At 57.5% G+C, this 26,356-nt stretch carries 27 protein-coding genes and 2 pseudogenes; 14 read left to right on the top strand and 15 right to left on the bottom strand.

The features are described 5' to 3' along the window. Window positions 1–156: 156 nt before the first annotated feature. Both thyX and ABLN94_RS00580 read left to right on the top strand, forming a co-directional pair. Window positions 157–1,068, top strand: coding sequence for an FAD-dependent thymidylate synthase (gene thyX / locus ABLN94_RS00575; protein WP_352988183.1), 912 nt, complete (start codon window positions 157–159; stop codon window positions 1,066–1,068). Window positions 1,069–1,229: 161 nt separating this feature from the next. Next, window positions 1,230–1,430, top strand: a complete 201-nt coding sequence (locus ABLN94_RS00580) for a hypothetical protein (RefSeq protein ID WP_352988185.1) — start codon at window positions 1,230–1,232, stop codon at window positions 1,428–1,430. A gap of 83 nt (window positions 1,431–1,513) precedes the next feature. Here ABLN94_RS00580 and ABLN94_RS00585 read toward each other — a convergent pair whose 3' ends face one another. Next, window positions 1,514–1,720 carry a cold-shock protein gene (locus tag ABLN94_RS00585; RefSeq protein WP_138839651.1) on the bottom strand — a complete coding sequence of 69 codons (207 nt, stop codon included), beginning with the start codon at window positions 1,718–1,720 and terminating at the stop codon, window positions 1,514–1,516. Window positions 1,721–1,771: 51 nt separating this feature from the next. Here ABLN94_RS00585 and ABLN94_RS00590 point away from each other — a divergent pair, with 51 nt between their 5' ends. The 3 genes from ABLN94_RS00590 to ABLN94_RS00600 are packed head-to-tail and all read left to right on the top strand — an operon-like array spanning window position 1,772 to window position 2,664. Next, window positions 1,772–1,912 (top strand): hypothetical protein, encoded by a 141-nt coding sequence (locus ABLN94_RS00590; protein ID WP_352988187.1) that lies wholly within the window; start codon window positions 1,772–1,774, stop codon window positions 1,910–1,912. Between the two features lie 24 nt (window positions 1,913–1,936). Further along, the gene (locus ABLN94_RS00595) at window positions 1,937–2,254 is read left to right on the top strand and encodes an ArsC/Spx/MgsR family protein (RefSeq protein ID WP_352988189.1); all 318 of its coding nucleotides are present in this window, start codon (window positions 1,937–1,939) and stop codon (window positions 2,252–2,254) included. 41 nt (window positions 2,255–2,295) lie between these two features. Then, entirely contained in the window at window positions 2,296–2,664 is a 369-nt protein-coding gene (locus tag ABLN94_RS00600; RefSeq protein ID WP_352988190.1) for a hypothetical protein, read from the top strand. A gap of 1 nt (window position 2,665) precedes the next feature. On the opposite strand, the gene ABLN94_RS00605 is transcribed toward ABLN94_RS00600, so the two are convergent. The 5 genes from ABLN94_RS00605 to thrS form a co-directional block, all read right to left on the bottom strand. Beyond that, window positions 2,666–3,193, bottom strand: coding sequence for a DoxX family protein (locus tag ABLN94_RS00605; RefSeq protein ID WP_352988192.1), 528 nt, complete (start codon window positions 3,191–3,193; stop codon window positions 2,666–2,668). After that, entirely contained in the window at window positions 3,190–3,951 is a 762-nt protein-coding gene (locus tag ABLN94_RS00610; protein ID WP_352988193.1) for a DNA-binding domain-containing protein, read from the bottom strand. Before ABLN94_RS00610 ends, ABLN94_RS00605 begins: the two co-directional genes overlap by 4 nt. Beyond that, a complete protein-coding gene (locus tag ABLN94_RS00615) occupies window positions 3,948–4,805 on the bottom strand; it encodes a DUF692 domain-containing protein (protein ID WP_352988194.1) in 858 nt (285 codons plus the stop codon). The genes ABLN94_RS00610 and ABLN94_RS00615 overlap by 4 nt, the downstream gene beginning before the upstream one ends. Before the next feature lie 71 nt (window positions 4,806–4,876). Beyond that, window positions 4,877–5,164, bottom strand: coding sequence for a DUF2282 domain-containing protein (locus tag ABLN94_RS00620; protein ID WP_170325388.1), 288 nt, complete (start codon window positions 5,162–5,164; stop codon window positions 4,877–4,879). A 222-nt stretch (window positions 5,165–5,386) separates the two neighbouring features. Then, window positions 5,387–7,345: a threonine--tRNA ligase gene (gene thrS, locus ABLN94_RS00625; protein ID WP_352988196.1), complete on the bottom strand. Its 1,959-nt coding sequence runs from the start codon at window positions 7,343–7,345 to the stop codon at window positions 5,387–5,389. A gap of 193 nt (window positions 7,346–7,538) precedes the next feature. Between thrS and ABLN94_RS00630 the strand changes: the two genes are divergently transcribed. From ABLN94_RS00630 to ABLN94_RS00645, 4 genes are all read left to right on the top strand, one after another. Beyond that, window positions 7,539–8,288 (top strand): alpha/beta fold hydrolase, encoded by a 750-nt coding sequence (locus tag ABLN94_RS00630; protein ID WP_352988198.1) that lies wholly within the window; start codon window positions 7,539–7,541, stop codon window positions 8,286–8,288. Continuing rightward, on the top strand, window positions 8,288–9,280 hold the full coding sequence (locus tag ABLN94_RS00635; protein WP_352988199.1) for an alpha/beta hydrolase: 993 nt from the start codon (window positions 8,288–8,290) through the stop codon (window positions 9,278–9,280). Before ABLN94_RS00630 ends, ABLN94_RS00635 begins: the two co-directional genes overlap by 1 nt. 20 nt (window positions 9,281–9,300) lie before the next feature. Continuing rightward, entirely contained in the window at window positions 9,301–9,915 is a 615-nt protein-coding gene (locus tag ABLN94_RS00640) for a hypothetical protein (protein ID WP_352988976.1), read from the top strand. Window positions 9,916–10,000: 85 nt separating this feature from the next. Next, window positions 10,001–10,717, top strand: coding sequence for an alpha/beta fold hydrolase (locus ABLN94_RS00645; RefSeq protein ID WP_352988201.1), 717 nt, complete (start codon window positions 10,001–10,003; stop codon window positions 10,715–10,717). Here the strand turns inward: ABLN94_RS00645 and ABLN94_RS00650 are convergent. Both ABLN94_RS00650 and phaZ read right to left on the bottom strand, forming a co-directional pair. Then, on the bottom strand, window positions 10,708–11,292 hold the full coding sequence (locus ABLN94_RS00650) for a DUF6151 family protein (protein ID WP_352988202.1): 585 nt from the start codon (window positions 11,290–11,292) through the stop codon (window positions 10,708–10,710). The genes ABLN94_RS00645 and ABLN94_RS00650 overlap by 10 nt on opposite strands. A 4-nt stretch (window positions 11,293–11,296) precedes the next feature. Continuing rightward, window positions 11,297–12,568: a polyhydroxyalkanoate depolymerase gene (gene phaZ, locus ABLN94_RS00655; protein WP_352988204.1), complete on the bottom strand. Its 1,272-nt coding sequence runs from the start codon at window positions 12,566–12,568 to the stop codon at window positions 11,297–11,299. A gap of 113 nt (window positions 12,569–12,681) precedes the next feature. Between phaZ and ABLN94_RS00660 the strand changes: the two genes are divergently transcribed. The 4 genes from ABLN94_RS00660 to ABLN94_RS00675 all read left to right on the top strand — a co-directional run bounded on the left by ABLN94_RS00660 (window position 12,682) and on the right by ABLN94_RS00675 (window position 16,519). Next, on the top strand, window positions 12,682–14,484 hold the full coding sequence (locus ABLN94_RS00660; RefSeq protein ID WP_352988205.1) for a PHA/PHB synthase family protein: 1,803 nt from the start codon (window positions 12,682–12,684) through the stop codon (window positions 14,482–14,484). Between the two features lie 130 nt (window positions 14,485–14,614). Beyond that, complete coding sequence (locus ABLN94_RS00665) at window positions 14,615–15,061, top strand: phasin family protein (RefSeq protein WP_170329304.1); 447 nt, start codon at window positions 14,615–14,617, stop codon at window positions 15,059–15,061. 133 nt (window positions 15,062–15,194) lie between these two features. Further along, on the top strand, window positions 15,195–15,746 hold the full coding sequence (gene phaR, locus ABLN94_RS00670; protein WP_352988207.1) for a polyhydroxyalkanoate synthesis repressor PhaR: 552 nt from the start codon (window positions 15,195–15,197) through the stop codon (window positions 15,744–15,746). A gap of 11 nt (window positions 15,747–15,757) precedes the next feature. Then, window positions 15,758–16,519: a trypsin-like serine peptidase gene (locus ABLN94_RS00675; protein ID WP_352988209.1), complete on the top strand. Its 762-nt coding sequence runs from the start codon at window positions 15,758–15,760 to the stop codon at window positions 16,517–16,519. A gap of 3 nt (window positions 16,520–16,522) precedes the next feature. On the opposite strand, the gene ABLN94_RS00680 is transcribed toward ABLN94_RS00675, so the two are convergent. Further along, window positions 16,523–17,737 carry a DegT/DnrJ/EryC1/StrS family aminotransferase gene (locus tag ABLN94_RS00680; protein ID WP_352988211.1) on the bottom strand — a complete coding sequence of 405 codons (1,215 nt, stop codon included), beginning with the start codon at window positions 17,735–17,737 and terminating at the stop codon, window positions 16,523–16,525. A 365-nt stretch (window positions 17,738–18,102) separates the two neighbouring features. On the opposite strand from ABLN94_RS00680, the pseudogene ABLN94_RS00685 reads away from it, so the two are divergent. Continuing rightward, window positions 18,103–18,930, top strand: a pseudogene (locus ABLN94_RS00685) (formylglycine-generating enzyme family protein). 21 nt (window positions 18,931–18,951) lie between these two features. Here ABLN94_RS00685 and ABLN94_RS00690 read toward each other — a convergent pair. From ABLN94_RS00690 to ABLN94_RS00715, 6 genes and pseudogenes are all read right to left on the bottom strand, one after another. Beyond that, a pseudogene (locus ABLN94_RS00690) lies at window positions 18,952–19,976 on the bottom strand (NAD(P)/FAD-dependent oxidoreductase); the annotation flags it as partial. A gap of 26 nt (window positions 19,977–20,002) precedes the next feature. Then, on the bottom strand, window positions 20,003–21,361 hold the full coding sequence (locus tag ABLN94_RS00695) for a glutamine synthetase family protein (protein WP_352988213.1): 1,359 nt from the start codon (window positions 21,359–21,361) through the stop codon (window positions 20,003–20,005). Next, window positions 21,361–22,041, bottom strand: coding sequence for a type 1 glutamine amidotransferase (locus ABLN94_RS00700; protein ID WP_352988215.1), 681 nt, complete (start codon window positions 22,039–22,041; stop codon window positions 21,361–21,363). The genes ABLN94_RS00695 and ABLN94_RS00700 overlap by 1 nt, the downstream gene beginning before the upstream one ends. A 59-nt stretch (window positions 22,042–22,100) precedes the next feature. Then, window positions 22,101–23,420 carry a glutamine synthetase family protein gene (locus ABLN94_RS00705; RefSeq protein WP_352988216.1) on the bottom strand — a complete coding sequence of 440 codons (1,320 nt, stop codon included), beginning with the start codon at window positions 23,418–23,420 and terminating at the stop codon, window positions 22,101–22,103. Window positions 23,421–23,567: 147 nt separating this feature from the next. After that, window positions 23,568–25,754: a xanthine dehydrogenase family protein molybdopterin-binding subunit gene (locus ABLN94_RS00710; protein ID WP_352988218.1), complete on the bottom strand. Its 2,187-nt coding sequence runs from the start codon at window positions 25,752–25,754 to the stop codon at window positions 23,568–23,570. A 3-nt stretch (window positions 25,755–25,757) separates the two neighbouring features. Continuing rightward, window positions 25,758–26,222: a (2Fe-2S)-binding protein gene (locus ABLN94_RS00715; protein ID WP_352988220.1), complete on the bottom strand. Its 465-nt coding sequence runs from the start codon at window positions 26,220–26,222 to the stop codon at window positions 25,758–25,760. Window positions 26,223–26,356 lie beyond the last annotated feature (134 nt).

Here is a 26,356-nt window from a genome sequence, read left to right on the forward strand (position 1 = left end):
GGTGATGTTCAGCACCTTAGCGCGCGGGCATTACGTGTCGAGGGGGCAGCAGGGACACATTTTGGAATAAGAAGAAATGAGCGCACATATCGCGGTTCCGGTCAGGGGATTGCCGAGATATAGTGGTGGGCGACTCATTGCTGGAAAGGAAATTTCATGCCGCTGTCCTCTGACCAACTGGCCGAGATCGAAGCGCAACGGGCGCAATCGCATCCAACACGCCGCGTTGTGGCTGCGGGGATGGAAGAGCATCTGTACACTGCTCATCAGGTTCTGGACCACGGTTTTGTACGCGTGATCGACTATATGGGCGATGACGCTGCGATTTGCCAGGCGGCGCGGGTCTCTTACGGCAAAGGCACCAAGTCGGTACAGAATGACGAAGGTCTGATCCGCTATCTGATGCGTCATTGGCACTCGACCCCTTTCGAGATGTGCGAGATCAAGCTGCACGTCAAACTGCCCGTATTCGTGGCTCGGCAATGGATTCGCCATCGCACCGCGAACGTGAACGAATACTCAGCGCGTTATTCGATTCTTGATCGTGAGTTTTATATCCCAGCGCCTGATCACGTGGCTGCTCAGTCCGAGGTCAACAATCAGGGACGGGGCGATGCTCTTCAAGGTGAAGAAGCCGCCCGAGTTCTGGAGATGCTCAAGGCCGACAGCGCGCGTTGCTACGACAACTATGAAGCAATGATCAGCCAGGACGGTCAGCAGGGGCTGGCCCGGGAGCTGGCGCGGATGAACCTGCCTGCGAATATCTACACACAATGGTACTGGAAAGTGGACCTGCACAACCTGTTCCACTTCCTGCGTTTGCGCGCCGATCCGCATGCCCAATACGAAATCCGCGTCTACGCAGATACCATGTGCAAGATCGTCGCCGATTGGGTGCCCTTCGCCTATAGAGCGTTCGAGGACTATCGTCTGGGTGCCGTGAACCTGTCGGCACAAATGGTTGATAGCCTGCGTCGTATGCTGGCGGGTGAAAACGTGACGCAGGAGAACTCGGGCATGACCGCGCGGGAATGGCGGGAGTTTGAAGCCGTCATTAGCGAAGGCTGATTTTGCATATCACTTGTCTATACGGAGTGTCATGAAGCTGTTACAGTTGCTTCATGACATTTTCTTTGATTGCCCGAATTTTTTGTCTTTGCTTGGCGTTGACTTCACCAGTGGTCGCAAAGTCTCCGATCGCTGAGGTGATTTGCGAGCCGACGTCGCGCATGCACCAAAAACTTGAACTGCAGTTCGGCTCGGAGCGTGTGGCAACCGGCATCCGCGGGCCAGAGCAGGTGATGGAGGTCTGGACTAGCAAATCGGGCGACTGGACGATGGTGGTCACCTACGCCACAGGCACGTCGTGTATTGTTGCGATGGGCCAAGACTGGTTCACTCATGCCAAGGACGACCCGGCGCGAGGGTAAGGTTTTCTAACCTTTGGAAATCGGTCAACGGCCTGAAATTGGCCGTTGGCCTGTTTTGATATCCCGCTAAATGCGGGGCTGTATTACAGCGGCTTCAAATCAGAGGCCATTTGGCGGCCGTCACGTCCGTCTTGCAGCTCATACGAGACTTTCTGATTGTCAGCGAGCCCGGTCAGACCGGACCGTTCAACGGCCGAGATATGAACAAATACGTCCTTGCCGCCTTCATCGGGGGCAATAAACCCGTAGCCTTTCGTGGTATTAAACCATTTCACGGTGCCAGTTGGCATTTCCCGTGTCTCCTTCTACTTACACGTTGTCCCACTAAATTGGTGGGGGCAGTGATTGACGCCGCCGCAATGCATCACCGTATCGCCCACACGATACAGCCCGAATTGCGTGTTTCGTCTTTTTCAACATTGCACGGTGAAGTAAAAAATCAAGAAATACCGGAACACACAGGCAAATTTGCCAAAAATTGAACCAGATACAGGAGTACCCCGTAAATGCGTCTATATGGCTTGAAAGCCTGTGATACATGTCGCAAGGCCTTGAAAACACTGACGGATGCCGAATTTGTCGATGTCCGGGCCGACGGCGTGCCGGATTCTGTGTTGTCACAGGCTTTTGAGGTTTTCGGCGGGGCTTTGCTTAACACTCGGTCGACAACCTGGCGTGGATTGGACGAAGCGCAGCGCGCGAAACCCGCGCTGGAGTTGCTGAAAGAGCACCCCACTTTGATGAAGCGGCCTCTGATCGACCAAAATGGCACGCTGTATCTGGGCTGGACGGCCGAAACGAAGGCAGGGCTTGGCGTTACGTGAGTGGGTGACTATCTCAATTGACGCAAGTTAGAGGGTTTTGAATGCGCAACGCAGCTATGATTTTGGGCGTTATTGCCGGTTTGATCGGCATGATCGTGGGTTTCTTCGGCTATGGTTATGTCGAGCTGATTGACCGGTTTGGCGAGATCGAAGGACTGGCCGAGCAAGTAGATAATGCTGAGGTCATTCAAATCGCGTCGATCATCGCGCCACTGCTGGCGATTGCCGGTGGTGCGATGGCACATGCGCGGGCATTGATCGGGGGAGTGCTGCTGCTCGTCTCAGCAGCCGGGATGTATTACGCCTTTGGCTTCAACGTATTTACCATGTTCCCGGTAGCGTTTGCGGCCGTGGCAGGCCTCCTTGGGCTGGCCGCGGGTAAACCGGACGAGCCCAAGGCGCACTTCTAATTCACTTGATGCGCAGGATGCGGTCCAACGAAAGTGGGCCTGCGCCGTTGATTACGATAACCAAAAACAAGAAGCACCAAAGCGTCCGATCATCCAGTAAGCTGACGGCGTTGGTGAAGTAGCTGCCTAGCTCAGTGCCGTGCCCATTAACGTCTACGATCGTCTGGACCCAGACAAAAACGGCCATGCCCATGGCAGCTACTCGTGACAGCAACCCGACAACGATCATCGCGGGCAGCAGAAACTCGGCCCATGTGCCTAACGTGGCGATGAGCCAGTACATGAAACCCAATTGCGAGCTGTCATAGCTGACGGCTTCCATCGCTTTAGGGAAAATTTGCACATAGGCACCATCGGACGGGGACAGGAACCCAAAGAACCCACTACCCAGTTTGGTCTTGGCCGAGTTCCAGTAATACACCAGCAACGTTGCCGCAAAGACCAGCCGGGCCAGGGTCGGTGTCAACCAGCCGGAGGTCATTTCCAGCCGTCCCAGGGTGTTGTTGTGCAATGAGATCAGGGCAGTCATGTCGCCAGCCTTTCGATAGTCACAGAGGTTATTGCGCCGCCCTGCAAAAGCAGCGCCAGAGTGGCCCCAAGGTCAAATTCGGGGAATTCAGTTGCGGTTTTTTCAAACGCGCTGCCAATGGTTTGCCCGGCCTGAAGGCCAGCGATCCAATGTGCACCGCCGGTGGGCAGCAGTTGCGGTGCGGGATCATAATCTGGTCGGGTAATCAGAACATCTTCGGCACCGGCGGTGGGTTTGGGCGCGCCGTCTTCGGTGTTGAATCTCCAGATGGAATAGATCGGCCAGTCCGATTGCAACATCTGCATCGACGGGGCCAATCCCAGCCGTGCCTGCATGATATCCTCGGGAGGAATGGCAAGCGCGTCGGCCGGGGCGGCCTGACTGTCGGCGGCGTGGTAAGAGCGGCGCAGCGCCAGTTCCAGCCGCGCGACGTCGGGCAGGTATCCTAAATGGGAAAGCTGCTCCATCCCAGCGATAAAGTCGGGGAAGTCCTCGCCGTAAAACATCATCAGTGGTGATGAAGGTGGATGCTTGCGCAAGAAAATCCCTGACAGCCCATCCATGTTTTGGGTGCCAAGCAGTTTGGTGATGACCGGAAAGGCCTGGTGCATCGCTTCGGTCAGGGAAACTGCGACGTTGTTGCGGTACACGCTGAACCGGCGTCCGGCGGGCTGAGCGTCTGCGTCCAGCAACCCCTCGGGGATATCTGCCGTAGGGTCCAGCAGAGCTGTGTGGAAGGTGGTTTGCGAAACGCTCATGCCGGGACGCGGTCCAGAGCCGCTTGTGCGCGGTCGGCCTCGGCCCGCAAAATGGGCCAGTCGGGCACGTCCGTGTCCCATTCAATTAGCAGCGGCTTCGGTCCCGCTTTATCCAGCACGTAATCCAGCAGCGCCCAGACCGGGTCGACCACCTCACGTCCGTGGCTGTCGATCAGCAGCGGGTGGCCGTGGTCATCTTCATCCTCGTCATGGCCGCCAAGGTGAATCTCGCCTACCTCGCCCAACGGATAAGCGTCGATATAGCCCTGTGGTGAGAAATCCAGATTGGTGGCCGAGACAAATACATTGTTCACATCCAGCAGCAGGCCGCAGCCTGTCCGGCGCGCGATCTCACGCAGGAAATCTGGTTCGGACCACGTGCTTTCTTCGAACGCCAGATAGCTGGAGGGGTTTTCCAGCAGCATTTCGCGCCCGACGGTTTCCTGCAGCAAATCAATATGCTCGCAAATGCGGGCCAGTGTGCTGTCGGTATAGGGCAGGGGTAGCAGGTCGTTCAGGAAGTGGCTGTCATGGGTCGACCACGCCAGATGCTCGGAAAAGCTGGCGGGGTTCAGCCAGCCGACCAGATGTTTTAGCCGGGCAAGATGATCAGGGTCCAGTGGGCCTTCGCCGCCGATGGACAGGCCAACACCGTGGACCGAGATCGGGAATTGTTCTGAAAGATGGCGCAACTGGGCCAACGGACGGCCGCCATCACCCATGTAGTTCTCGGCGTGGATCTCAAGCCAGGAAACCGGGTGCGCATTGTCCAGAATCTGCGCAAAGTGCTGGGGTTTGTAACCGACGCCCGGTGCGGCTGGCAATTTGTTCGGTCTGGTTGTGTTATCCAACATGTGTGTGCTCCCCAGTCACAACGAAGAGGCGGGCGATATGGCCCGCCCCTTCAGTTTTCGAAAGCTCGGGCTTATGCCGGCAGATCGCGGTCCAGTGGCTCCAGCGAGCCTTTGCGGTTGTCGGGCAGTTCGATATCGGCGCAGGTGCCGGCATCGACCAGAGTCCAGGCGTTGCCCTGATAGTCTACGGTCGAGGTACCCGCGCAGGTAGTACCGGGGCCAGCGGCACAGTCGTTCTGACCGGCCAGCGAAACGCCATAGCATTTCTCTTTGGCTTGTGCGGTGGCAGTGGTTGCTGCGCCTGAAACGGCGGCTGCTACTGCGCTTGCGATGACCAGTGTTTTTGCGGTGTTCGACATCTCGGTAATCCCTTTTGATGACTGCGTATGTCTTCTTGTGACAATGACAAAGGTAGTACTTGCGGGGCTGCACTTGAATTCACGAGCCCGTGTCTCACAACCCCGTCAGGACATGATATGCCCTCTTGAAGGGTAACAAATTGTTTTTGAAAAGAAAAAGGTAAATTGTTTCAATCCGGCCCCAAAATTGGGGCCGGATTTCCGGCAATTTGGCGCCGAATGTTACAGCAGATCGGGCGGGGTGGCCGCCTGCGAAAGCTCTTTTGTTACAACGTCAAGCGGTTGTACCTGCGTCTGTTTTTCGCCCAGACGCCGGACACTGACGGTGCGCTCCTCGACCTCGCGGTGGCCGACAGCCAGAATGACCGGCACCTTGCCGACCGAGTGCTCGCGCACTTTGTAGTTGATCTTCTCATTGCGGATGTCGGCCTCGGCACGGACACCAGCAGCCTTGAGTGTCTCGACCACTTCGTTCACGTAGTCATCAGCTTCAGAGGTGATCGAGGCGACAACGACCTGACGCGGAGCCAGCCAGAACGGCAGTTTGCCAGCGTGTTCCTCGATCAGGATACCGATGAAACGTTCGAACGAACCGAGCGTCGCCCGATGCAGCATGAACGGGCGGTGCTTGGCACCGTCGGCACCGATAAAGCTGGCGTCCAGACGCTCGGGCAGGTTGGGGTCAACCTGCAGAGTGCCGCATTGCCATGTCCGACCGATTGCGTCGGTCAGGGTGAACTCCAATTTGGGGCCGTAGAACGCACCTTCGCCTTCGAGCACTTCATAGTCGTACCCGGCGGCCTTACAGGCATCGCCCAGAGCCTTCTCGACCAGATCCCAGCTTTCATCCGACCCGATCCGCTTTTCCGGGCGGGTGGACAGCTTGATCGTCCAGTCGTGGAATCCGAGGTCGGCATAGACTTTGGACAGGAAGGCGATGAACTTGGCGGTTTCAGATTCGATCTGATCTTCGGCGCAGAAGATGTGGCCATCGTCTTGGGTAAAGCCGCGCACCCGCATGATCCCGTGCAGCGCGCCCGAAGGTTCGTAGCGTGCGCAGGATCCGAACTCGGCCATTCGCAGCGGCAAGTCGCGATAGGATTTCAAACCTTGATTGAACACCTGCACGTGGCAGGGACAGTTCATCGGCTTCAGCGCGTTGATCGCCTTTTCGCGGGCATGTTCCTCGTCCACTTCGACGATGAACATATTCTCCTGGTACTTGTCCCAGTGGCCCGAGGCCTCCCACAGTTTACGGTCAACGACCTGCGGAGTGTTGACCTCTACATAGCCGTCGCGTTCCTGCATCCGGCGCATATAGTCCTGCAGGGTGGTGTAGATTTTCCAGCCGTTCGGATGCCAGAAGATCTGACCCGGAGCCTCTTCCTGCATGTGGAACAGGTTCATTTCGCGGCCCAGTTTGCGGTGGTCACGCTTGGCGGCCTCTTCCAGCATGTGCAGGTGCGCTTTGAGCTTTTCCTTGCCGGTAAAGGCCACGCCGTAGATACGCTGCAGCATCGCGCGGTCGCTGTCGCCGCGCCAATAAGCGCCGGCGATGGACATCAGTTTGAACGCGTCACCTGGAACTTGACCGGTGTGCTGCAGGTGCGGTCCGCGGCACAGGTCCTGCCAGTCGCCGTGCCAGTACATGCGCAGCGGCTCGTCGCCGGGAATGGCTTCGATCAGTTCGACCTTATAGGGCTCGTTGTTCTGGGTGTAGAAATCAATCGCGCGCTGTCGGTCCCAGACCTCGGTGGTCACGGTGTCGCGCTTGTTGATGATTTCCTTCATCTTTTTCTCGATCAGGCCGAGATCTTCGGGCGTGAACGGTTCCGCCCGGTCAAAGTCATAGTACCAGCCGTTTTCGATGACGGGTCCGATGGTGACTTTGGTGTCAGGCCAGATTTCCTGCACCGCACGCGCCATGATATGCGCCAGATCGTGGCGGATCAGCTCATTGGCTTGCTCTTCATCCTTCATGGTGTGGATGGCGATGTCGGAATCGGCTTCGATGGGCCACTGAAGGTCCCAATGCTGACCGTTTACCGTGGCCGAGATGGCTTTTTTCGCCAGCGAGGTTGAGATATCGGCAGCCACCTGCGCGGGCGTTACGCCTGCGTCATAAGAACGTGCATTGCCATCGGGAAAGGTGAGTGAGACGGATTTTGCATCCAAGGCCATATCGGCTCTCCTCGTCGGTTTGGCGCCCACTGAACGCCCGGTTGCGGGTTATGGTGTTCGGCTGATTTGGCAGGTGCAGCATAGCCTGTCAAGAGCGGAACGGCGGGACATTGACGCAGCGGGACGATGGAATTCGGGAATTGCGACCACTGTTCTGCCGTGCATGATGCTACGCAAACAGAAAGAGGGTTTCATGGCAGCGACGGAATTTCTTGAAACGGCGCAGGGGCGACGGTTGGCCTATCACAAGAGCGAGGGCAGGGGCCCAACCATCGTTTTTCTGGGCGGGTTGAAATCGGATATGGAGGGCACCAAGGCAGTGCACCTTGAGGCTTGGGCACAGGCGCGTGGGCAGGCGTTCCTGCGCTTTGATTATTCCGGGCATGGAGAGAGTTCCGAAGCCTTTACCGACGGCTGCATCGGGGATTGGCATGAGGATACAGTAGCTGCGATGACAGCTCTGACCGAGGGGCCTCTGATCGTTGTCGGTTCGTCCATGGGCGGGTGGCAGGCTCTGCTGCTGGCCAAGGCGATGCCAGAACGGATCGCGGGCATGGTCACCATCGCCGCCGCGCCGGACTTTACCGAGGATGGCTATTGGGCATCGTTCAGCGACGAACAGAAGGCTGCATTAGACAGTGTTGGTCACGTAGAACTGCCCTCGGATTATATGGAGCCTTACGTCATCACGAAGCGGATGATCGAGGATGGACGGCAGCGTTTGGTTCTGCGGGACCCGCTGGACCTGCCATTCCCGGTTCGCAGCCTGCAAGGCACAGCAGACACAGCCGTATCGACAGAAACCGCCGTGCGTCTGCTGGAGCACGCCACCGGGCCGGATATGCGCCTGTTATTGGTCAAGGACGCTGATCATCGTTTCTCGGACGGTCCCTGTCTGGGGCTGATCGAGAACGCGGTTCTTGAGGTTGTGGGGGGCAGCTAATGCGGCGCTTCGGCTGGGTACTGGGGCGCCTGCTTTTGGCGCTGATTGTCATTGGCGGGCTGGTCTATTGGTTCGGTCCACGCGAAGAGGTCAACCTGCATCCGCGCTTTGATCCGCGTAAATTCGGCGAGGGGGTTCAAGTTTATTTTGAAAGTACCGAGTCCGCCTATGACGATATCGTATCGGGCGTTGAAAAACGGGTGATCTGGCAGGACGGGTTCAAGGAACAACGCACTCCGATTTCCGTCCTTTATGTCCACGGCTTCTCGGCCTCGTCCGAGGAAATCCGTCCGGTGCCCGACATGGTGGCCGACGCGCTGGGGGCAAATCTGGTCTACACGCGGCTGAAGGGGCACGGGCGGGAAGGCAGCGCAATGGCCGAAGGGACGGCATCGGGTTGGATGCAGGACATGGCCGAAGGCTTGGCGGCGGCGCGGGCGGTTGGAGACAAGGTCGTTGTCATTTCAACCTCGACCGGCGGAACGCTGGCCGCAGCTGCCGCGCTGGATGAAGAGCTGAGCTGGGATGTTGCGGGGATAGTCTTTGTTTCTCCAAACTTTGGAGTGAACACACCCGGCGCATGGATTCCCGGTCTGCCCTGGGCGCGGACCTGGCTGCCTCTTGTGATGGGAGAGGAGCGCGACGTTTCTGGTCCCGACCCGGAACTGAACAAATACTGGTCGGCGGTTTATCCGTGGGAGGCCGTGGTGTCGATGACAGTGCTGGTCGAGACCATTTATGCGCTGGATTTCTCGGGTGCGCAGGTACCGGCACTGTTCTGGTTTTCCGATGACGATCAGGTGGTGCGGCCCGATCTGACACACAAGGTGGCCGACGCCTGGGGCGGGCCTGCGACGGTAGAACTGGTGACGATGGGGCCGGGCGATGATCCCATGTCGCATGTGATTGCGGGGCGTTTGATGTCTCCGGGGCAGACCGACGCAACCGTGACAGGTATTCTAGACTGGCTCAAAGGGAACGGAGTGGAGTAGCGATGCGCAAGCCGGGCAGTATGTGGAGCCTTGAAACGCTTGGCCGCGTGCGCCTGTCCCGGCATTTCTTCATGCGAGACTTCCTGTATTCGGAAATCGGGAATTTCCATGAGAAACAAAATCTTCCCGACAATCCCGATCTTGCCATCGAAACCGGCCGCGCATTTTGCCAGACCCTGCTTGATCCACTTGAGGAGACCTTTGGGCGGGTCGCTGTTCGGTCCGGGTATCGCTCGCCTTCGTTGAACCAGTTCGGGAATGAAAACCGCCTGAATTGTGCCCGGAATGACAATCCGTTGGAGTGCCACATCTGGGATCGAGCGGAAGGGGATGCGCGGATTGCAGGCGCATCGATTGTCATTCCGTGGTTTGCCGATCAGTACCAGTCCGGGCGGGACTGGCGCGATCTTGCGTGGTGGATGCACGACCACCTGGACTATTCTGAAATCTGGTTTTTCCCAAAGCTATGCGCCTTCAATCTGGTCTGGCGAGCCATACCCCATCGCCGGATCGATAGCTACATAGCCCCGCGAGGCTGCTTGTTGCGCGCTGGAGACGAGCCGGCCGAAGACCTCAATACCCGCCGTGCAAGGTATGCTGATTTTCCGACCTTCCTGGGCATAAATTATCCCTGAAGTTTAACTTGCCCGAGCTCGTAAAACCTCCCATCCTGTTTGGTAGAACGACCGATTTAAAAGTTGAAGTGTTGCGAGGCCCCGCGTGATCGAGCCGCTGGTTTTACTACCTGAAATGATGTGCGATGCACGGCTTTTTGAGCCTCAAATCAGTTGTCTGTCTCGTCAACGCGCGGTCACTGTTGCGCCGCTGTCGTTGGGTGAACGCATTGAAGAGATTGCGTCGGCCTTACTGGATCAGTTACCGCATCGGTTCGCGCTGGGCGGGCTGGGCATGGGGGGCGTGGTCGCGCTTGAGATCATTCGCCGGGCACCCGACCGAGTGTTACGCCTGTGCCTGATGGCAACTGATGCGCAGGCCGATACGCCGCAGTTGGCGGCGGCGCGTGAAGAACATTTGGTGGGCGCGAAAACTGGGCGGCTGGATGACGTGATGCGCAGGATTGTCGGGTCGGAAGCGCTGGCACCGGGGCCGAAGCGCATTCCGATATTGAATGACCTAGTTGAGATGGCATTGGACCAGGGGCCGGAAGTGTTCGAGCGCCAGATTCGTGCGCTGCAACGGAGACCGGATCAGCAAGGAGAGTTGCGGCGCATCAAAGTGCCAACGCTGGTCCTATGCGGTGCGCACGACACGCTGACGCCGGTCCGCAAACATGCTTTTATGGCTGACCTGATCCCGGGCGCAGAGCTTCAAGTTGTTGAAGAGGCCGGTCATCTGCCAACCCTTGAAACACCTCAACTTGTGACTGACGCCCTGACAGATTGGCTAAGTGCGCCTGCCCGTATGGCTTATGTGTAAAACGTCGCGCGCTCAGTCTTGCTGAGGACCGTGGGTATCGCTACGGGATCGCCGCTGCTCGCGTCGAAGAAGGGCGTTTTTCTCCAACTGCCTGACAGCCACGATTTCACAAGACGCTTGAGAAGCCCAACTGCTGCGTAACGTACTTTTTCGTGTGATTGCTTGCCGTCCGGTTGGGGAATGAACCCTCGGGTCGTGATTGGGCCTAGTTGGCTTGGGTCGGCAACACGTCTGACGATGAACCCGGCGAACGGAACCTTCGCCGTCCGCGGTGTCGTCGCCAGCGGTGCATTGCAACACTTGGCGTACCACCGCAGCATCCCTTTTGGGCTTAGCTGCATCAGCGCAAGTTGTTCTACGCCACCGTCGAAGCGAATCTCTTCCGGGCTCATTTGCAGAATGTCAACGGGGCCGGGGGCTGGGTCTGGTTGCCCAAAGTAAAGCTGAGCGGCACGGCAGTCGCGGCAGAAACAACCGACATGGGTGCCCGAATGTACTCCGGCAGCGGTAATGTGTCCGTGTAACGTACCGCAATTGCAGGAGAAGGGCGTGTCATGAGCCGTTCTCCTGCCCATTGCGTCAGGCGACCTTGTTGTTGTTGGCGGCCCGCCGCTGCGATTTTCGTGAGTTTGCGTTCATGAAGTCGATCACCAGCGGCCGGATATTGTCGCGCCAGCTGCGCCCGGCGAAGATACCATAGTGACCGGCACCCGGCTCAACATGGCTGGCCTTTTTCGCGTCTGGCAGACCGGTACATAGATCAAGCGCCGCGATACACTGGCCGGGGGCTGAAATGTCGTCATTTGAGCCTTCGACTGTCTTGACCGCCACATCGGTGATCTTGCCGATATCGACCTTGTGGCCCGCGACCACGAATTCATTCCGGGCGATCTCGCGGTTCTTGAACACACGTTCGACCGTGGAAAGATAGAACTCGGCGGTCATGTCCATGACGGCCAGGTATTCGTCGTAGAACCGGTTGTGCGCATCCAGATCCGAGGCCTCACCCCGCATGACGCGGTGAATCTGATCCGAGAACGCCTTGGAGTGGCGATCCGCGTTCATCGACATGAACGACGCCAGTTGCAGCAGGCCGGGATAAACCATGCGGCCCACACCTTTATATTTGAAGCCGACACGCTGGATCATGGTTTCTTCCAGCTGCCCCATCGTTACACGGCGGCCGAAATCAGTCACGTCGGTTGGGGTGGCGTCTGGGTCAACCGGGCCACCAATCAGGGTCAGGGTGCTGGGCTGCGCCTTGGGCTCGAGCTCGGCCAGATAGGCGGTGGCGGCCAGAGTTAGCGGTGCGGGCTGGCAAACCGCCACGACATGAGTGTCGGGGCCAAGCTCTTTCATAAAATCGACAAGATAGAGGGTATAATCCTCGACATCGAACTTGCCTTCAGACACGGGAATATCGCGCGCATTATGCCAGTCGGTAACGTAGACTTCACAATTGACCAGCAGGCTTTTGACCGTGGACCGCAGCAGCGTGGCATAGTGACCGGACATCGGCGCCACCAGCAAAACCTTGCGCGGTTGTTCTTGCCGACCATTGACCCGGAAATGCACCAGATCGCCAAAGGGGCGTTCCAGCACGGTTGTGATATCTACCAAATGGTCCTTGCCATCTTCGCAGGTAAAGGTACGAATACCCCAATCTGGTTTGACAACCATGCGCTGAAACGTACGTTCGGTCACCTCGCCCCATGCGGCCATCGCGCTGAAGGCAGGGTTCGGTATCATCGAGAAGATCGGGTAGGATGCGACCGCGCTAGCCGTTGCGCCCATCCATTGGTTGGTGTTGCGCATTGTTTCCATTAAGTCGTAGGTGAGCATATAGCGCATGAAAAAGGGGCCTCCTAAGTGTCAGCCTGAGAGTTCGGACCATTCGCCGCTTTGCCCCCCGACACCCACGACGTTATTCTGCATAGCAGAAAGGTTAGGGGGGAATTGTTAAAATGACAACAAGTGAAGATCAGATGCCTGAAGCTACCGAAGAAAACATTGAACGACTTAAAGAAAATATGGAAAAGGTCGAGGCGCTTTCGAAGCGGCTGGTCGAGGTTATGGCTGGGAAAAAGTCGCACACCCCTGCTTTGGACGCCCCGAATCAAGAGCTTTTCGCACGAGCAGCAACGGCATATTGGTCCGAAGCATGGCAGAATCCCGCTAAGCTGCTTGAACAGCAGATCGAATATTGGGGCAAATCCGTTCTGAACTTTGCCGAAGCCCAGCAGGCGATGACGACGGGCGAGGTTGAGGAAGAAGACCATAAACCTCGCGACAAGCGGTTTTCCAACCCCCTGTGGGAAACCAACCCCTATTTTCGCCTGATCCGCCAGCAATACCAAACCAACTCTGACGCGATCGCTCAGGCTGTTGCTTCGGTCGATGACTTGGACGCCAAGGACAAGCGCCGTCTGCGGTATTTCTCGCAGCAGATTGTCGACATGATGGCGCCGACGAACTTTCTGGCGACCAATCCGGACGCGCTGCAGAAGGCCGTTGAGACCGAGGGGCAGTCGCTGATCCAAGGGCTTGAGAACCTCGTGTCAGATCTTGAAGCCAACGATGGTGAACTGGTGGTCAAGTTGGCCGATGAGAGCGCGTTCGAGGTCGGCGGCAATCTGGCGACGTCGCCAGGCGATGTAATATACCGTAACCGGATGATGGAACTGATCCAGTACAAGCCCGCGACCGAGACAGTTCATGAGACGCCCATTGTCCTGTTCCCGCCTTGGATCAACAAGTTCTACATCCTCGATCTGAAGGCGCAGAACAGCCTGATCAAATGGATCACCGAGCAGGGCTATACCCTGTTTGTCGTTAGCTGGGTTAACCCGGACGAAAGCTATGCCGACACCGGGATGGAGGATTATATCCAAGACGGTTTCCTGACCGCGATCGAAGAGGCCAAGAAGATTTGCAAGGTCAAGCAAGTCAACGCGATCGGCTATTGCATCGCGGGCACAACGTTGAGCCTGACACTAGCTCTGATGAAGCAGCGCGGAGACAAATCGATAAAGTCGGCTACCTTGTTTACCGCGCTGACGGACTTCTCGGAGCAGGGGGAGTTCACACCCTTCCTACAGAACGACTTCATCGACGGGGTCGAAGAAGAAGTGACCAAAGAGGGCATCCTGCGGTCGTGGATCATGGCGCGTACCATGTCCTTCCTGCGCTCGCGCGATCTGGTCTACGGTCCGGCCATTCGCAGCTATATGATGGGAGAGGTGCCGCCCGCCTTTGATCTGCTGTTCTGGAATGGCGACGGCGCCAACCTTCCGGCCAAGATGACTGTGCAGTACCTTCGCGGTCTCTGCCAACGCAATGAGTTCGCAGCAGACGGGTTCGAGTTGCTTGGCCACAAGCTCAAGCTCAGCGATGTGGATGTGCCGCTGATGGCGATTACCTGTGAGACTGATCATATCGCCGCCTGGAAAGACTGCTATCGCGGCGTGCAGAAGATGGGGTCAAAGTCCAAGACTTTTGTGGTCTCGGAATCCGGCCATATTGCAGGCATCGTCAATCCGCCCAGCAAGAAGAAATATGGTCACTACACCAACCCCGATCTGAAAGCCGATGCCGACACCTGGTTGAAAGAGGCCGATTTCCATGAAGGGTCATGGTGGCCCCTGTGGGAGGCTTGGCTGAAGAAGCGCTCGGGCAAACAGGTTCCCGCCCGCGATACCGGCGATTCGGAGCACCCCCGACTGACGCCGGCCCCGGGCACCTATGTTGTAGCCAACCCAAACGGTTGATTTCATTTTGAAACTAAAATTTTTCTGCGACGCAGCGAGAAAAAACTTGCAATGCTGCGTCGCAGCAATCATATTGTCCTCAAGCTGATGAAAGCCGGGGTGGGCCCGGTTCGGCAAAAGGATTAGGACAATGGCAAAGACTCAAGACTTTACCGCGACCCTGAAAGAAATGATGGGCGCATTCCCCGTTGACACCACCGCTCTGGAAGGTGCCTTCAAATCGACTGCTTCGCTGAACGAAAAGCTGTCGGGCGTTGCTCTGGAAGCAGCTGAAAAATCGGCTGAAATCTCGAACAAATGGACCAAGGACACCCTGGCCAAACTGACCGAGATGTCGAAAGCAAAGGCCGAGCCGGCCGATTATGCAAAAGCCGCAACCGACTTCGCAAGCGCGTCGGCCGAAGTTGCTGCTGAAAACATGGCTGCCTTCGCAGAAATCGCGAAGAAACTGCAGACCGAAACTGTCGAGCTGCTGATGGCTGCTGGCAAAGAAGCTGCTGAAGACGCAACTGCTGCCGTCAAGAAAGCAACCAACGACGTGACAGCTGCTGCCAAGAAAGCTGCAACTGCCAAGTAAGAAAGACCGCGACACGCACCCGTTCCTCCCATCTGGTGCAATCGCGTTGGGCAGGTCGAATGACCTGCCCTTTCTTTTTGTTCTGCAGTCGCATAATCTCTGCTGCAACGCATCATCCTGGGGAGGGTAACAGGTGGCAGAACAAGAAAAACCGCTGTTGATCAAACGATACGCCAGCCGTCGGCTGTATAACACCGAGACAAGCGACTATGTCACGCTCGAAGACATCGCGGCCTTTATTCGCGACGGGCGTGAAGTACAGATCATCGACCTGAAAACCGGAGACGATCTGACACGTCAATATCTGCTTCAGATCATTGCCGAACATGAAAGCCGGGGCGAGAATGTGCTGCCAGTAAATGTGCTGAACGATCTGGTGCGCAGTTACATGATCCCTGGCGGTGGGATGATGCCGCAATTCCTGCAAAGCTCGTTCGAGATGCTGCGCGAAAGCCAGAACAAGATGATGGAGAACATGAACGCCATGAACCCGATGTCTCAGATGCCGGGGTTCGAGGCGCTGCAGGCGCAACAGCAGGCGTTCCTCAAGGCAATGACTGGCGGTTTGTCCAGCGGATGGTCCGGACCGGACAAAGACGAAGAGAAGACGGAATCCAAAGAAGATCTCGATGACATCAAAAAGCAACTGGCTGAGTTGCAGAAGAAGCTCTCCAAGCTGAACTGACGGTATCAGCGATGCGCTGGATGGTCCTGATTGTCACAATGTTGTGGACCCATCCGGCGCTGTCCGAAGGGCGCTTTTCCCAAGTATGGTCACCGATCTGTTCTTTGGGCAGTCAGTCGGATGCCGGGTGTGATGACATTCGCGCACGGGAAATCCTGAATGCAGACGAACTTCCCTGGCGCGCGATTGGCCGGGTCAATTTTGCTAGTCGTGATCAGCGTTCCCATTGCACCGGCGTTCTGGTGTCGGAGCGGCAGGTTCTGACCGCCGCCCATTGTTTATACAACACTGCCCGACAGAGCTGGATACCCCCGAGCAGTATCCGTTTTGCCGCAGGATATCAGCGCGGAGAAGCTGCCGCGGTCTCGACCGTCGCCGCATATTTGTTGCACCCCGAGCAGGGAAAAATTGGGGTTTTCAACAACCGAGTTGATTTGGATTGGGCGATACTGGAGCTTGAAAACCCTCTCGGTCAGGACGTCGGCGTTCTGTCAGTCGGGAATACTGGTCCGGCGGAACCTTTTGTTGCAGGGTATCCCGGCCTTCGGCCGCATGTTCTCAGCCGCACTGCAACCTGCGACCCGCGTCGAATGGAGGGCGGGATGTTGCTAGCGATTTGTCCTTTGATGATGGGGGATTCCGGTGCGCCGCTTTTGGAGCAGACGCCAAACGGCTTGCAGGTTGTCGGAATCGTGTCCCGCGTCGCTGCAACCCCCGAGGGGATTACAGCGCTGTTTCTTTCAACTGATCTGTTTGATCTAAACTTGGACTGATACTCAGGTGCCGTAGACGGGAACCGGGCCGGTCACTTCACCCACCGAGGCCAGCAGGATATCGGCGATCACGTCCAACTCGTCTTTCGTCAGACGAACCGGCAGGCGGACGTCGCACGCCTTCATCAACATGTCCCGCGTTTGAGGTAGCTCGAACTTCTCGGGCAGGAACTGCCAGTTCCAGAAGGCGCGGGCATTGTCCTCGCTGAGGCCAAAGACCTGCACCTTCACGCCGCGCGCTTCTGAAGCGGCAGCAAAAGCGCGGATTTCGGCTTCGTTCATCCCAACCAGATTGAACTGGATCGAGTCTGGTGCCCGCCGCTCGGGAGCCAAGGGTGGCGGGACTGCGATATTGGGCGAGTTGTTCAACCGCTCGGCCACATAGTCATGGTTCGACAGGCCATCCCGCACTCGACGCGCCAGTTCCGGGATTTGCGGGCGGATCACGGCGGCACTCAGGTTGCTCATGCGCAAGTTATACAGCGGCAATTGGTTCTGCCAGCGGGCAAAAGCCTCTTCCAGTTCGGGAGAATTGTCGCCGTGAGGGCCTTTGTGCTTTTTCCAGTTGTGCTCATAGGCGCCTGACATAATTACGGCGCGGGCCACCAGATCGGCGTCGTCGGTGATCAGAATACCACCTTCGCCCGCGTTGATCATTTTGTAGGACTGGAAGGAGAAGCAACCCACCTTGCCGATAGTGCCGATATTCTGACCGTGCCAAGTCGTGCCCAACGAATGAGCCGCGTCCTCGATCACCGGGATGTTGCGCTCGTTGCACAGGGCCATGATCGCGTCCATGTCAGATGTGTGGCCGCGCATATGGCTGATGATAACCGCCTGCACATCGTCCAGCTTGGTGGCGAAGTCCTCCATATTAATGCGATAGTTCTCACCCACTTCGCACAGAGCCGGGATGCAATCCGCATGCACGACCGAAGAAGGCACGGCGGCGAAGGTAAAGCCCGGGATCAAAACCCGCGCGTCTCGAGGCAGGCCCAATGCCTTAAGCGAAAGGAACAAAGCGGCTGAACAGGACGAGGCTGCCAACGCGTATTTCGTACCCAGCAATTCAGCGAATTCCGCCTCAAGCAGGGCCACCGGAGCATCCTGTGGCGCAGTATAGCGAAACAGGTCGCCTGACTGCATCAGGGCGTCAATGGCTTCTTTGGCGGCTGCGGGGATAGGTTCGGCGTCATGAACATTCGGAGGAAGCGTCATATTTGATTTTCCCAAATTCTAACTTTGGGAAAAGTAAAGCTATTCGTGAGGTAATCCAACCCCTCAATCGCTGTGTGGGCGAAATTTCACCAATCCGTCACAATCAGGGGGGGCGCTGTTTGGCTTGCTGCAAACTTCAGAAGTTTGTTTTGAATTCGCAATTTTAGGCAAAGTAAGGTGGCAATTACCCAATTATCACGTTGCTATTTTTGTAGGATTGGGTCGCTGTTTTGATGGTCAAACGTTTCGCGTGCTTTTGGATGTTTTCGGCATTCGCTTCGGCGGTACAGGCCGACCAAGTTCTTGTGGAATGCACGGAAGTTGCGCCGTTGGAGATGTTTCAGGAATGCGACGTTTGCCCTGAGATGATTGCTTTACTGTTGGGAGAATTCCTGATGGGGGCACCTCCGGGTAAACCAAAGCGGACTTGTAAGTTCAATGACGCTGGAAAGTGGGTCCCCGTCACGCCAGGAGATCTGTACATAGCGTTTCATGAGGGGACAGTTCACGAAGTCACCATAGACCTACCTGTTCCGATGGGTCGAAACGAAATCACTTACGCTCAATGGATGGCCTGTGTGAATGACGGCGGGTGCGAAAGTTACGAGCCGCAGGACTATGTAAGGAATGCTAACAGTCCACGCACGAAGGTAATTGGCAACCATCCGGTCATCACGGTTTCTTACCTGGACGCCGTTTCCTATACTGATTGGCTGAACAGCAACGTGGGGAAGGACGTCTATCGCCTGCCAACCGAAGCTGAATGGGAATACGCTGCACGTGCAGGAACGCAAACGCCTTTTGCGCAAGGCGAAGAAGTCAATACTGATCAAGTTAATTTCCTCGGGAGCGTAACCGAGACAGTATCGGGTGAAAAACGGCCGGACCTCATGTCACGCGGTACACCGGTGCCTGTGGATGCTCTGGACGCTGCCAACGCCTGGGGCTTGCGTCACATGTCGGGCAACGTCCTTGAAATTACAATGTCCTGCTGGACGGATAGATAATCGGGCTGGAAGACATCTACAAATTACCTCGAAAACGCAATTGGAACATCTTGCGAAAGAAGAGTGGTGCGTGGTGGTGCCTACACTGCTGCAATGGATTTTTCGCGAGTGGCCAATAGGGGGAACGTTAGAGAAACTGCTCGCTTGCCGACTGCTGGATTTCGCGTTTTGAGAGAGTTGAAATAGCCTCCTCCAAAGTTCTCGCAATCAGAGGCCCAACCGATCCCGCAACGCAAACCTAGTCATCGCCAGCACCAGAAGGGGGCTGCGCAGGGCGGGGCCTCCGGGGAAGGGCAGAGCAGGGACGCGGGCCATTGTGCCAAAGCCTTCGGCCAGATATTGAATCGCCAACGTCATCAGTTGCCCGGCATGTGTAACTGTCCCAACGCCGTAGCCGGAATAGCCTGAGGTTGACAGGATTTTCGCTGCAACATGTGCCAGATAAGGCATTCGCCGCGCAGCTATGGCGAGCCTACCGCCCCAAGCATAGTCGATCATCACGTCCCGAAGGTGCGGGAAGATTTCTGACATAGGTTTTGGCACTTTAGCGGCGATATCGGCAGGGAAACGGTTGCCATAGCTTTCGTCGAAGCTTGTGACTTCGGTGCTTTCATGGATGCGCACTTCGGCTTTTGCTGCTGCCTGTGCCAGCCCCCAAGCAAAATTAAGCGGGTGCAGAGGGGCCGCGTCCATATTCAGGTATCCGCCTTTTTAGGCGGGCGAGGGGCACAAGGCGTGCCCGGTTGCCTCATCCAATAGCTCGACTTGATCATAGCCATAACGGTTCGACAAATGGGCCGCGTGCTCGTGCAGCTCTTTTTGTTCTGAGACCGATAGAGCCAGCCCTGCGATACCGAGCTTCAAATCGCAGTCGATTTGATGTTTCGTGATGAGGGACTTGACCAGTTACTTTGCGTCCTCGGCCAAATCCCGCAGCTTGGCTGCGTCATCGTCCCCAACTTGATGCTCCAAGTCCTCCTGATCCATCTGTTGGGCACTGCCCAACTGTCCGCCATTGCGGCCAGAGGCACCGAAGCCCACGCGATACGCATCAGGCAGAACAGCGTCGAAGCCAGCTTCAGCTAAGTGTAGAGCAGCAGGCAGGCCGGTATAGTCTGCCCCCCCCACGATGCTAACATCGCCTTGGTATCGCCCGGCAGGACGGGAAACCGATCTGTCGAAATGGCCGTAGCTGCGCAAAAACTGGCCGGATGCTCGGCCTTGCGGTCGTTAAGCTAGAGCAGAATTCATTATGCCCTCAGACGTTCAGCAGAAGATGCTCCCGCTCCCAAGGCGAGATCACCTGCAGGAACTCTTCATACTCGGCGCGTTTGACGATGCCATAGACGCGCGCGAATTCGGGGCCAAGGACTTCGTGCAGGGCGGTGGCTTCGTCGAACAGGTCCAGCGCGTTGCCCATGACCTGTGGGATATCTCCGTCACCTTCATAGGCGTCGCCATAGAACTGGCGGCGTGGGCGTTCCTGTTGGATCAGGCCCAGATATCCGCAGGCCAGTGACAGGGCGATTCCCAGATAGGGGTTGCAATCCATCCCAGCAATGCGATTTTCCACACGGCGCGCCTCGGGGCCGGACAGCGGTACGCGGATGCCTGTGGTGCGGTTGTCGCGCGCCCATTCCAGATTGATAGGAGCTGCGTGGTCTTTCACATAGCGCCGGTAGGAATTCACATAGGGTGCCATCACCGCCAACCCGGCGGGGAGGTGGTTCTGCAGTCCGGCAATGAAGTGATAAAACGCATCCGTTTCACCGCCTTGTGGCCCAGAGAAGATGTTCTGCCCCGTCTCGATATCAATGATCGAGTGGTGGATGTGCATGGCCGAACCCGGTTCGTCCTCGATCGGCTTTGCCATGAAGGTGGCAAAACAGTTGTGCCGCAGGGCTGCTTCGCGGATCAGGCGTTTGAAATAGAATACTTCGTCGGCCAGTTTTACCGGGTTGCCGTGGCGCAAGTTGATCTCCAACTGGCCCGCGCCGCCTTCTTGCGTGATGCCGTCGATCTCAAACCCCTGATGCTCGGCGAAATCGTAGATGTCGTCGATCACCGGGCCGAACTCGTCCACTGCCGTCATCGAATAGGCCTGACGCGCGGCTGCCGGACGACCCGAACGGCCCATCATTGGTGTGATCCCCTGTGCCGGGTCGACGTTGGGGGCGACCAGAAAGAACTCCATTTCGGGCGCGACAACCGGCTTCCAGCCCTTATCGTGATACAGCTGCACCACACGTTTCAACACGTTGCGGGGGCTGTACGGAATCGGGTTGTTGTCGCGATCATAGGCGTCGTGGATCACCTGCAGCGTCCAGTCTCCGGTCCATGGCGCGGCTGACGCGGTGGTGAAATCTGGCTTGAGGATCATGTCCCGTTCGATGAACCCGTCTTCGCCCGCAGCCTCACCCCAGTCACCGGTGATGGTCTGGTAAAAGATGCTGTCGGGCAGGTGGAAATAGGACTGCTTGGCAAATTTCGATGCAGGCACCGCCTTGCCCCGCGCGATACCGGGCAGGTCCGAGATGATGCACTCAACTTCGTCCAGTCTCTGGCCTTCGATATAGGTCCGGGCTGCCTGTGGCAGTTGATCTTTCCAATCGGCCATCAGGCCCTCTCTTTCTTCAGAAATTCAGCCATGTACTGCCCGATCTTCGGGTTGTCATTGCGGCTGGGTAGGCGATTGGCGGCTGCCTGCATCAAGTCTTCGGGCACCACGCCTTTGCCGCGTGTTTCCATTAGGCCCTTAATAAACGCATCGCCATATTCCGGATGGGCCTGCACCGTCCAGATGTTGTCCCCATAGGTTACCATGGCGTTGCGGCAGAAGGCGTTTGATCCCGTCACCTTTGCGCCTTCGGGCAGGGCGACGACCTGATCCTGGTGCCAGGCGTTCAGGGTCACGATTTGGTCCTCAAAGTCGTAGTCAGTACGCCCGACGGCCCAGCCGCCATTGAATTTCTCGACCTTGCCACCCAGCGCCTGCGCGATGATCTGGTGGCCAAAGCAGACGCCGATCAAAGGACGGCCGCTGGCTTGGATCGCGCGGATCAGGTCCTCTAGCGGCGGAATCCATGGGTGATCCTCATACGCCCCGTGGCGCGAGCCGGTGATGATCCAGCCGTCGGCGTGATATTCATCTTTGGGGAACTGGCCGTCCACGACGGCGAAGGTTTCGTAGATAAAGCCGTTGCCATCCAGCAGCGCTGCAAACATCGCGTCATATTCGCTGAACTGGCCCTGCAGTTCGTCAGGGGGGTGGCCGGTCAGTAGGATGCCGATTTTCATGGGTCACCAAATTTGATCAAATTTATTCTAGCCCGCCGAATCCAGGCAGGCAAGAGGGATCATACCGCCTCGAGATAGCTGAGCCAGTGCTCATCGGGGGGGTGTTCTGCAAAGCGCCGGATCTCTTGTCGTTTGGTCATGGCGAAAAAGCGAATCAGGTCGGCGGGGAAGATGCGCGCCACCAGCGGGTCGGTTTCGAACGCGGCAATGGCTGCGGGCCAATCGCTTGCCAGTTGTGGCAGGCCGTCGATTTCGTAGGCATTGCCTGAGATCGGGGTGGGTGGTTCAGCCTGATCTTCGATCCCGTTCAGTGCGGCCCCCAAAACGGCCGCCAGCATCAGATAGGGGTTGATGTCACCGCCAGCCACGCGGTGTTCAATCCGACGCGCTGCCGGGGCGCCGCCCGGGATGCGCAGGGCAGAGGTGCGGTTCTCATAAGCCCAGCTTGCACCGGTGGGAGCGTGCGCGCCGGGAATAAGGCGGGTGTACGAGTTGCCATGTGGCGCAAAGATCAGCGTGCAGCCGGGCATGGCAGCCAGGCATCCTGCGACCGCCCAGCGCAGCAAATCTGTACCCTCAGGCCCTCCATTGTCGAAGACGTTCCGGCCCTTGCCGTCCACGACCGAGAAATGAACGTGCATCCCGTTGCCGGCGTCATCGGCATAGGGTTTGGACATGAAGGTTGCCGTAAACCCGTGTTTGCGTGCAAGGCCGCGCGTCAAGGTCTTGAAAAGCCACGTGTCATCGGCACAGCGCATGGCGTGCTGATGGTTCAGATTGATCTCGAACTGACCGATGCCGCTTTCGGATATAGCAGTTTGTGCTGGAATGCCCATCGCAGAGCAACCGTCGTAAAGGTCGGTGAAAAACGCGTCGAAGGCATCCATCTCAGCCATCGACAACACAGCCTCATACGCCAAACGTCGTCCAGTTACCGGATTGAACGGTGGCAGCGGCTGTGCGCCCGACGCGTCCAATAATGTGAACTCCAACTCGGTCGCAGCTACAACGGACCATCCGCGCTGGGCGTAACGCTTTAGAACGGAGGCCAGCGCATGGCGTGGGTCACCTGCAAACGGCGTTCCTGAATCGTCGTACAAACACATTGGAACCAATGCTGTGTCCGCTGCCAGCCAAGGCATCGGTACCGGTCCGCGATCTGTCGGCAACAGCATTCCATCAGCATCGCCAGATTCGAAAACCAGCGGGCTGCCGTCGATATCCGCGCCCCAGAGGTCGACATTCAGCGCGGAAAACGGCATCCGTACCGTCCCCTTGGTCAACTTGTCGGCATACGAGGGCGGCACGCGTTTGCCGCGCATCTGGCCGTTCAGGTCACAGGCAGCGACGCGAAAACTGTGCAGGGCGCTCAGGTCCATTTGGGGCTCCGTTCCTCTCGTTTCCCGAGATGTACTGGAACCTTCGCGGTTTGTCACGAAATATGATCAAATTTCTTCTTAGCCTTAACCACAAAAAACGCGCCGATCCCAAGGACCGGCGCGGCAAGAAATAGCTTGGCAGAGCAATCAGACAAAGCTGATGCCATTATCCGTCATCGGCAGGCTGGTGACTTTCACACCCGACAGTGCGCGGATGGCGTTTGCCAGTGCCGGCGCCGATGGAGGCGTGCCGGGTTCACCAACGCCGGTTGGTGCTTCGGCGGAGGGAACGATATGAACCTCGACCTCTGCGATATCACCGATGCGCAGTGGTTCGTAATCCGGGAAGTTGGATTGATCCACAGCGCCGCCGGTCAGCGTGATCTGATCACGCATGACATGGCCGATACCGTAGCCGATACCGCCCTCCATCTGCGCGCGCACCACGTCTGGGTTTACGGCGATACCGCAATCCACGGCGCAGGTGACCTTTTCGATCTTGATGCCGTTCTCCGGATCACCTGAAACTTCGACTACCTGAGCCGCATAGGACCCAAAGGACTTATGCACCGCGATGCCCTGTGCACGACCTGCGGGAACGTTGCCCCAGTCGGCTTTTTCAATAGCCAACTTCAGAACGCCAGCTTTGCGTTGCTGGTCGGCGTTGCTGGTGTCGGACAGGTGTGCCAGACGGAACTCAACTGGATCGCGGCCCGCCGTTTCAGCGACCAAGTCCATCATGGTTTCCATCACATAGCCGGTGTGGGTATGGCCCACAGAGCGCCACCATAGAACGGTCGTAGCTTTGGGCGTATCGGTCAGGCCCAATGCCATGCCGGGGATGTTATAGGGGCTATCGGCGATCCCTTCGATCGAGCTGTGATCGATGCCGTCATGGACCAGCACCGCTTCGAACGGAGTACCCTTGATGACCGACTGCCCGGCGACCTGATGCTGCCAACCGACAATGTTTCCATCGATATCCAAACCTACGCGAACCTTGTGGCCGAATGCGGGGCGATAGTAGCCGCTGCGGATATCATCCTCACGCGTCCAGACCAGTTTAACCGGACGAGAGCGATCGGTGACTACAAAGGCCAGCGCGGCCTCGACCTGATAATCGGCATCCGGGGTCGCGCGTCGACCGAACGAGCCACCTGCCAGCATTGTCTTGATATGGATTTTCTCGGGTGGCAGTTGGAAGATCTGCTGATAGGCCATATGCGGGCCAGTGGGCATCTGTGCGCCATCATGCAGAACGATGTCCCCTTCGGTAGTCTGCTCGATCGTGCAGTTCAGCGGTTCCATCGGTGCATGGGCCAGCAGTGGGAAGTAGAAGGTCTTTTCAACAACCTTTTCCGCCCCGTCGATGGCCGCCGAAACCGCAGCGACATCCGCTTTGTTCACGTTGTAAGTGGGTTCCGCGTCCAGTGCGGCCATGATCTCAGCCTTGATCTGGTCCGAGTCGCGCGTTTCGGCGCCCGACACGTCCCATTCGACCTCAAGCGCATCCCGCGCCTGAATCGCAGCCCAGGTGTTTTCGGCATAGACCGCGACACCCGCCTGATTGGGTAGAACGGCGGCGCTTATGTAGCCTTTAACCTCTTTCGACGCGCTGTCGTCGAAACCAAGGGCGATTCCACCTTTTGATTCCGGGCGCTTGATCATGGCGACCATTTGGTTCGGCAGATGTACATCCATGGCATACATTGCCTGACCCTTGCCTTTGATCGCCGAGTCCTTGCGGCGAACGGCTTCATTGCCGATCAGGCGGAACTCGGATGGGTCCTTCAGGCGTGGCTCGGCTGGAGCCTCCAGCTGCGAAGCTGCGGCAACGAATTCCGCGATCGGAGCCGACTTGTCGCCCGCTTTGACGATACCCTCTTCGATGGTGATGCCGGACGCATCCACGCCCCAGCTTTGGGCGGCGGCGTTGATCAGCATTTCGCGCGCGGCGGCACCGGCCTGGCGATATTGCAGCCACGAGTTTGCCATTGCGGTCGAGCCGCCGGTGCCTTGGAAGGGGCCAAACAGCAGGTTGTTGTAGACCTGCGCGTTGGACGGGGCGAATTCGTATTCGATCTGATCCATCGTCAGGCCGATTTCCTCGGCGATCAGTGTCGGCAGACCGGTCGCCGGACCCTGACCTTTTTCAAAGTGCTTGACGATGGCGGTCACGGTGCCGTCAGCGTCAATCTTCACGAACGGGTTGAATTGAGTGATCTCAGACGTGGCCACGGCCAACGCACCATCAGGACGTGCGCCAACCAGAAGGACGGCACCGGCAGCGGCGGCACCTTTCAGAAATCCACGGCGGGAGGTGTTGATGGTCATGGATCAGGCCTCCAGAATTTCAGATGCGCGCTGGATACCGGCGCGGATGCGTTGATAGGTGGCGCAACGGCAGGCGTTGCCGGACATATAGTCGTCGATCTCTTCGACGCTGGGCTTGGGGTTTTCGGACAGAAGTCCAACCGCAGACATGACCTGACCCGACTGGCAATAGCCGCACTGGACCACGTCCAGTTCGACCCAGGCCTGCTGTACAGCGGCTCCGATCTTGTCCTCGCCAACGGCTTCGATTGTGGTGATCTCGGCGTCTTCGACATCTTCGATATAAGTCTGGCACGAGCGCACGGGCTCGCCGTTCAGGTGCACGGTGCAGGCGCCGCAGGAGGCAACGCCGCAGCCGAATTTCGTTCCGGTGAGCTTCAGCTCATCCCGGATCACCCACAGCAGGGGCGTGCCGGGTTCGGCGTCAACCGTGTGGGTCTCGCCATTCAATTTCAAAGTCAGTGCCATGAGGGGACTCTCCGTGTTGGGCTGGTTACCTGAGTCGGTAAACTGGCGCGTTTACTAGTGGCACAAAATTTTACCTCTGTAAACTCTCGCGTTTACCTAGGATTTGACCGCCCCACGTCAATAGGTCTATAGCT

This window comes from Ruegeria sp. SCP11, assembly GCF_040329455.1.
Taxonomy (GTDB): domain Bacteria; phylum Pseudomonadota; class Alphaproteobacteria; order Rhodobacterales; family Rhodobacteraceae; genus Ruegeria; species Ruegeria atlantica_E.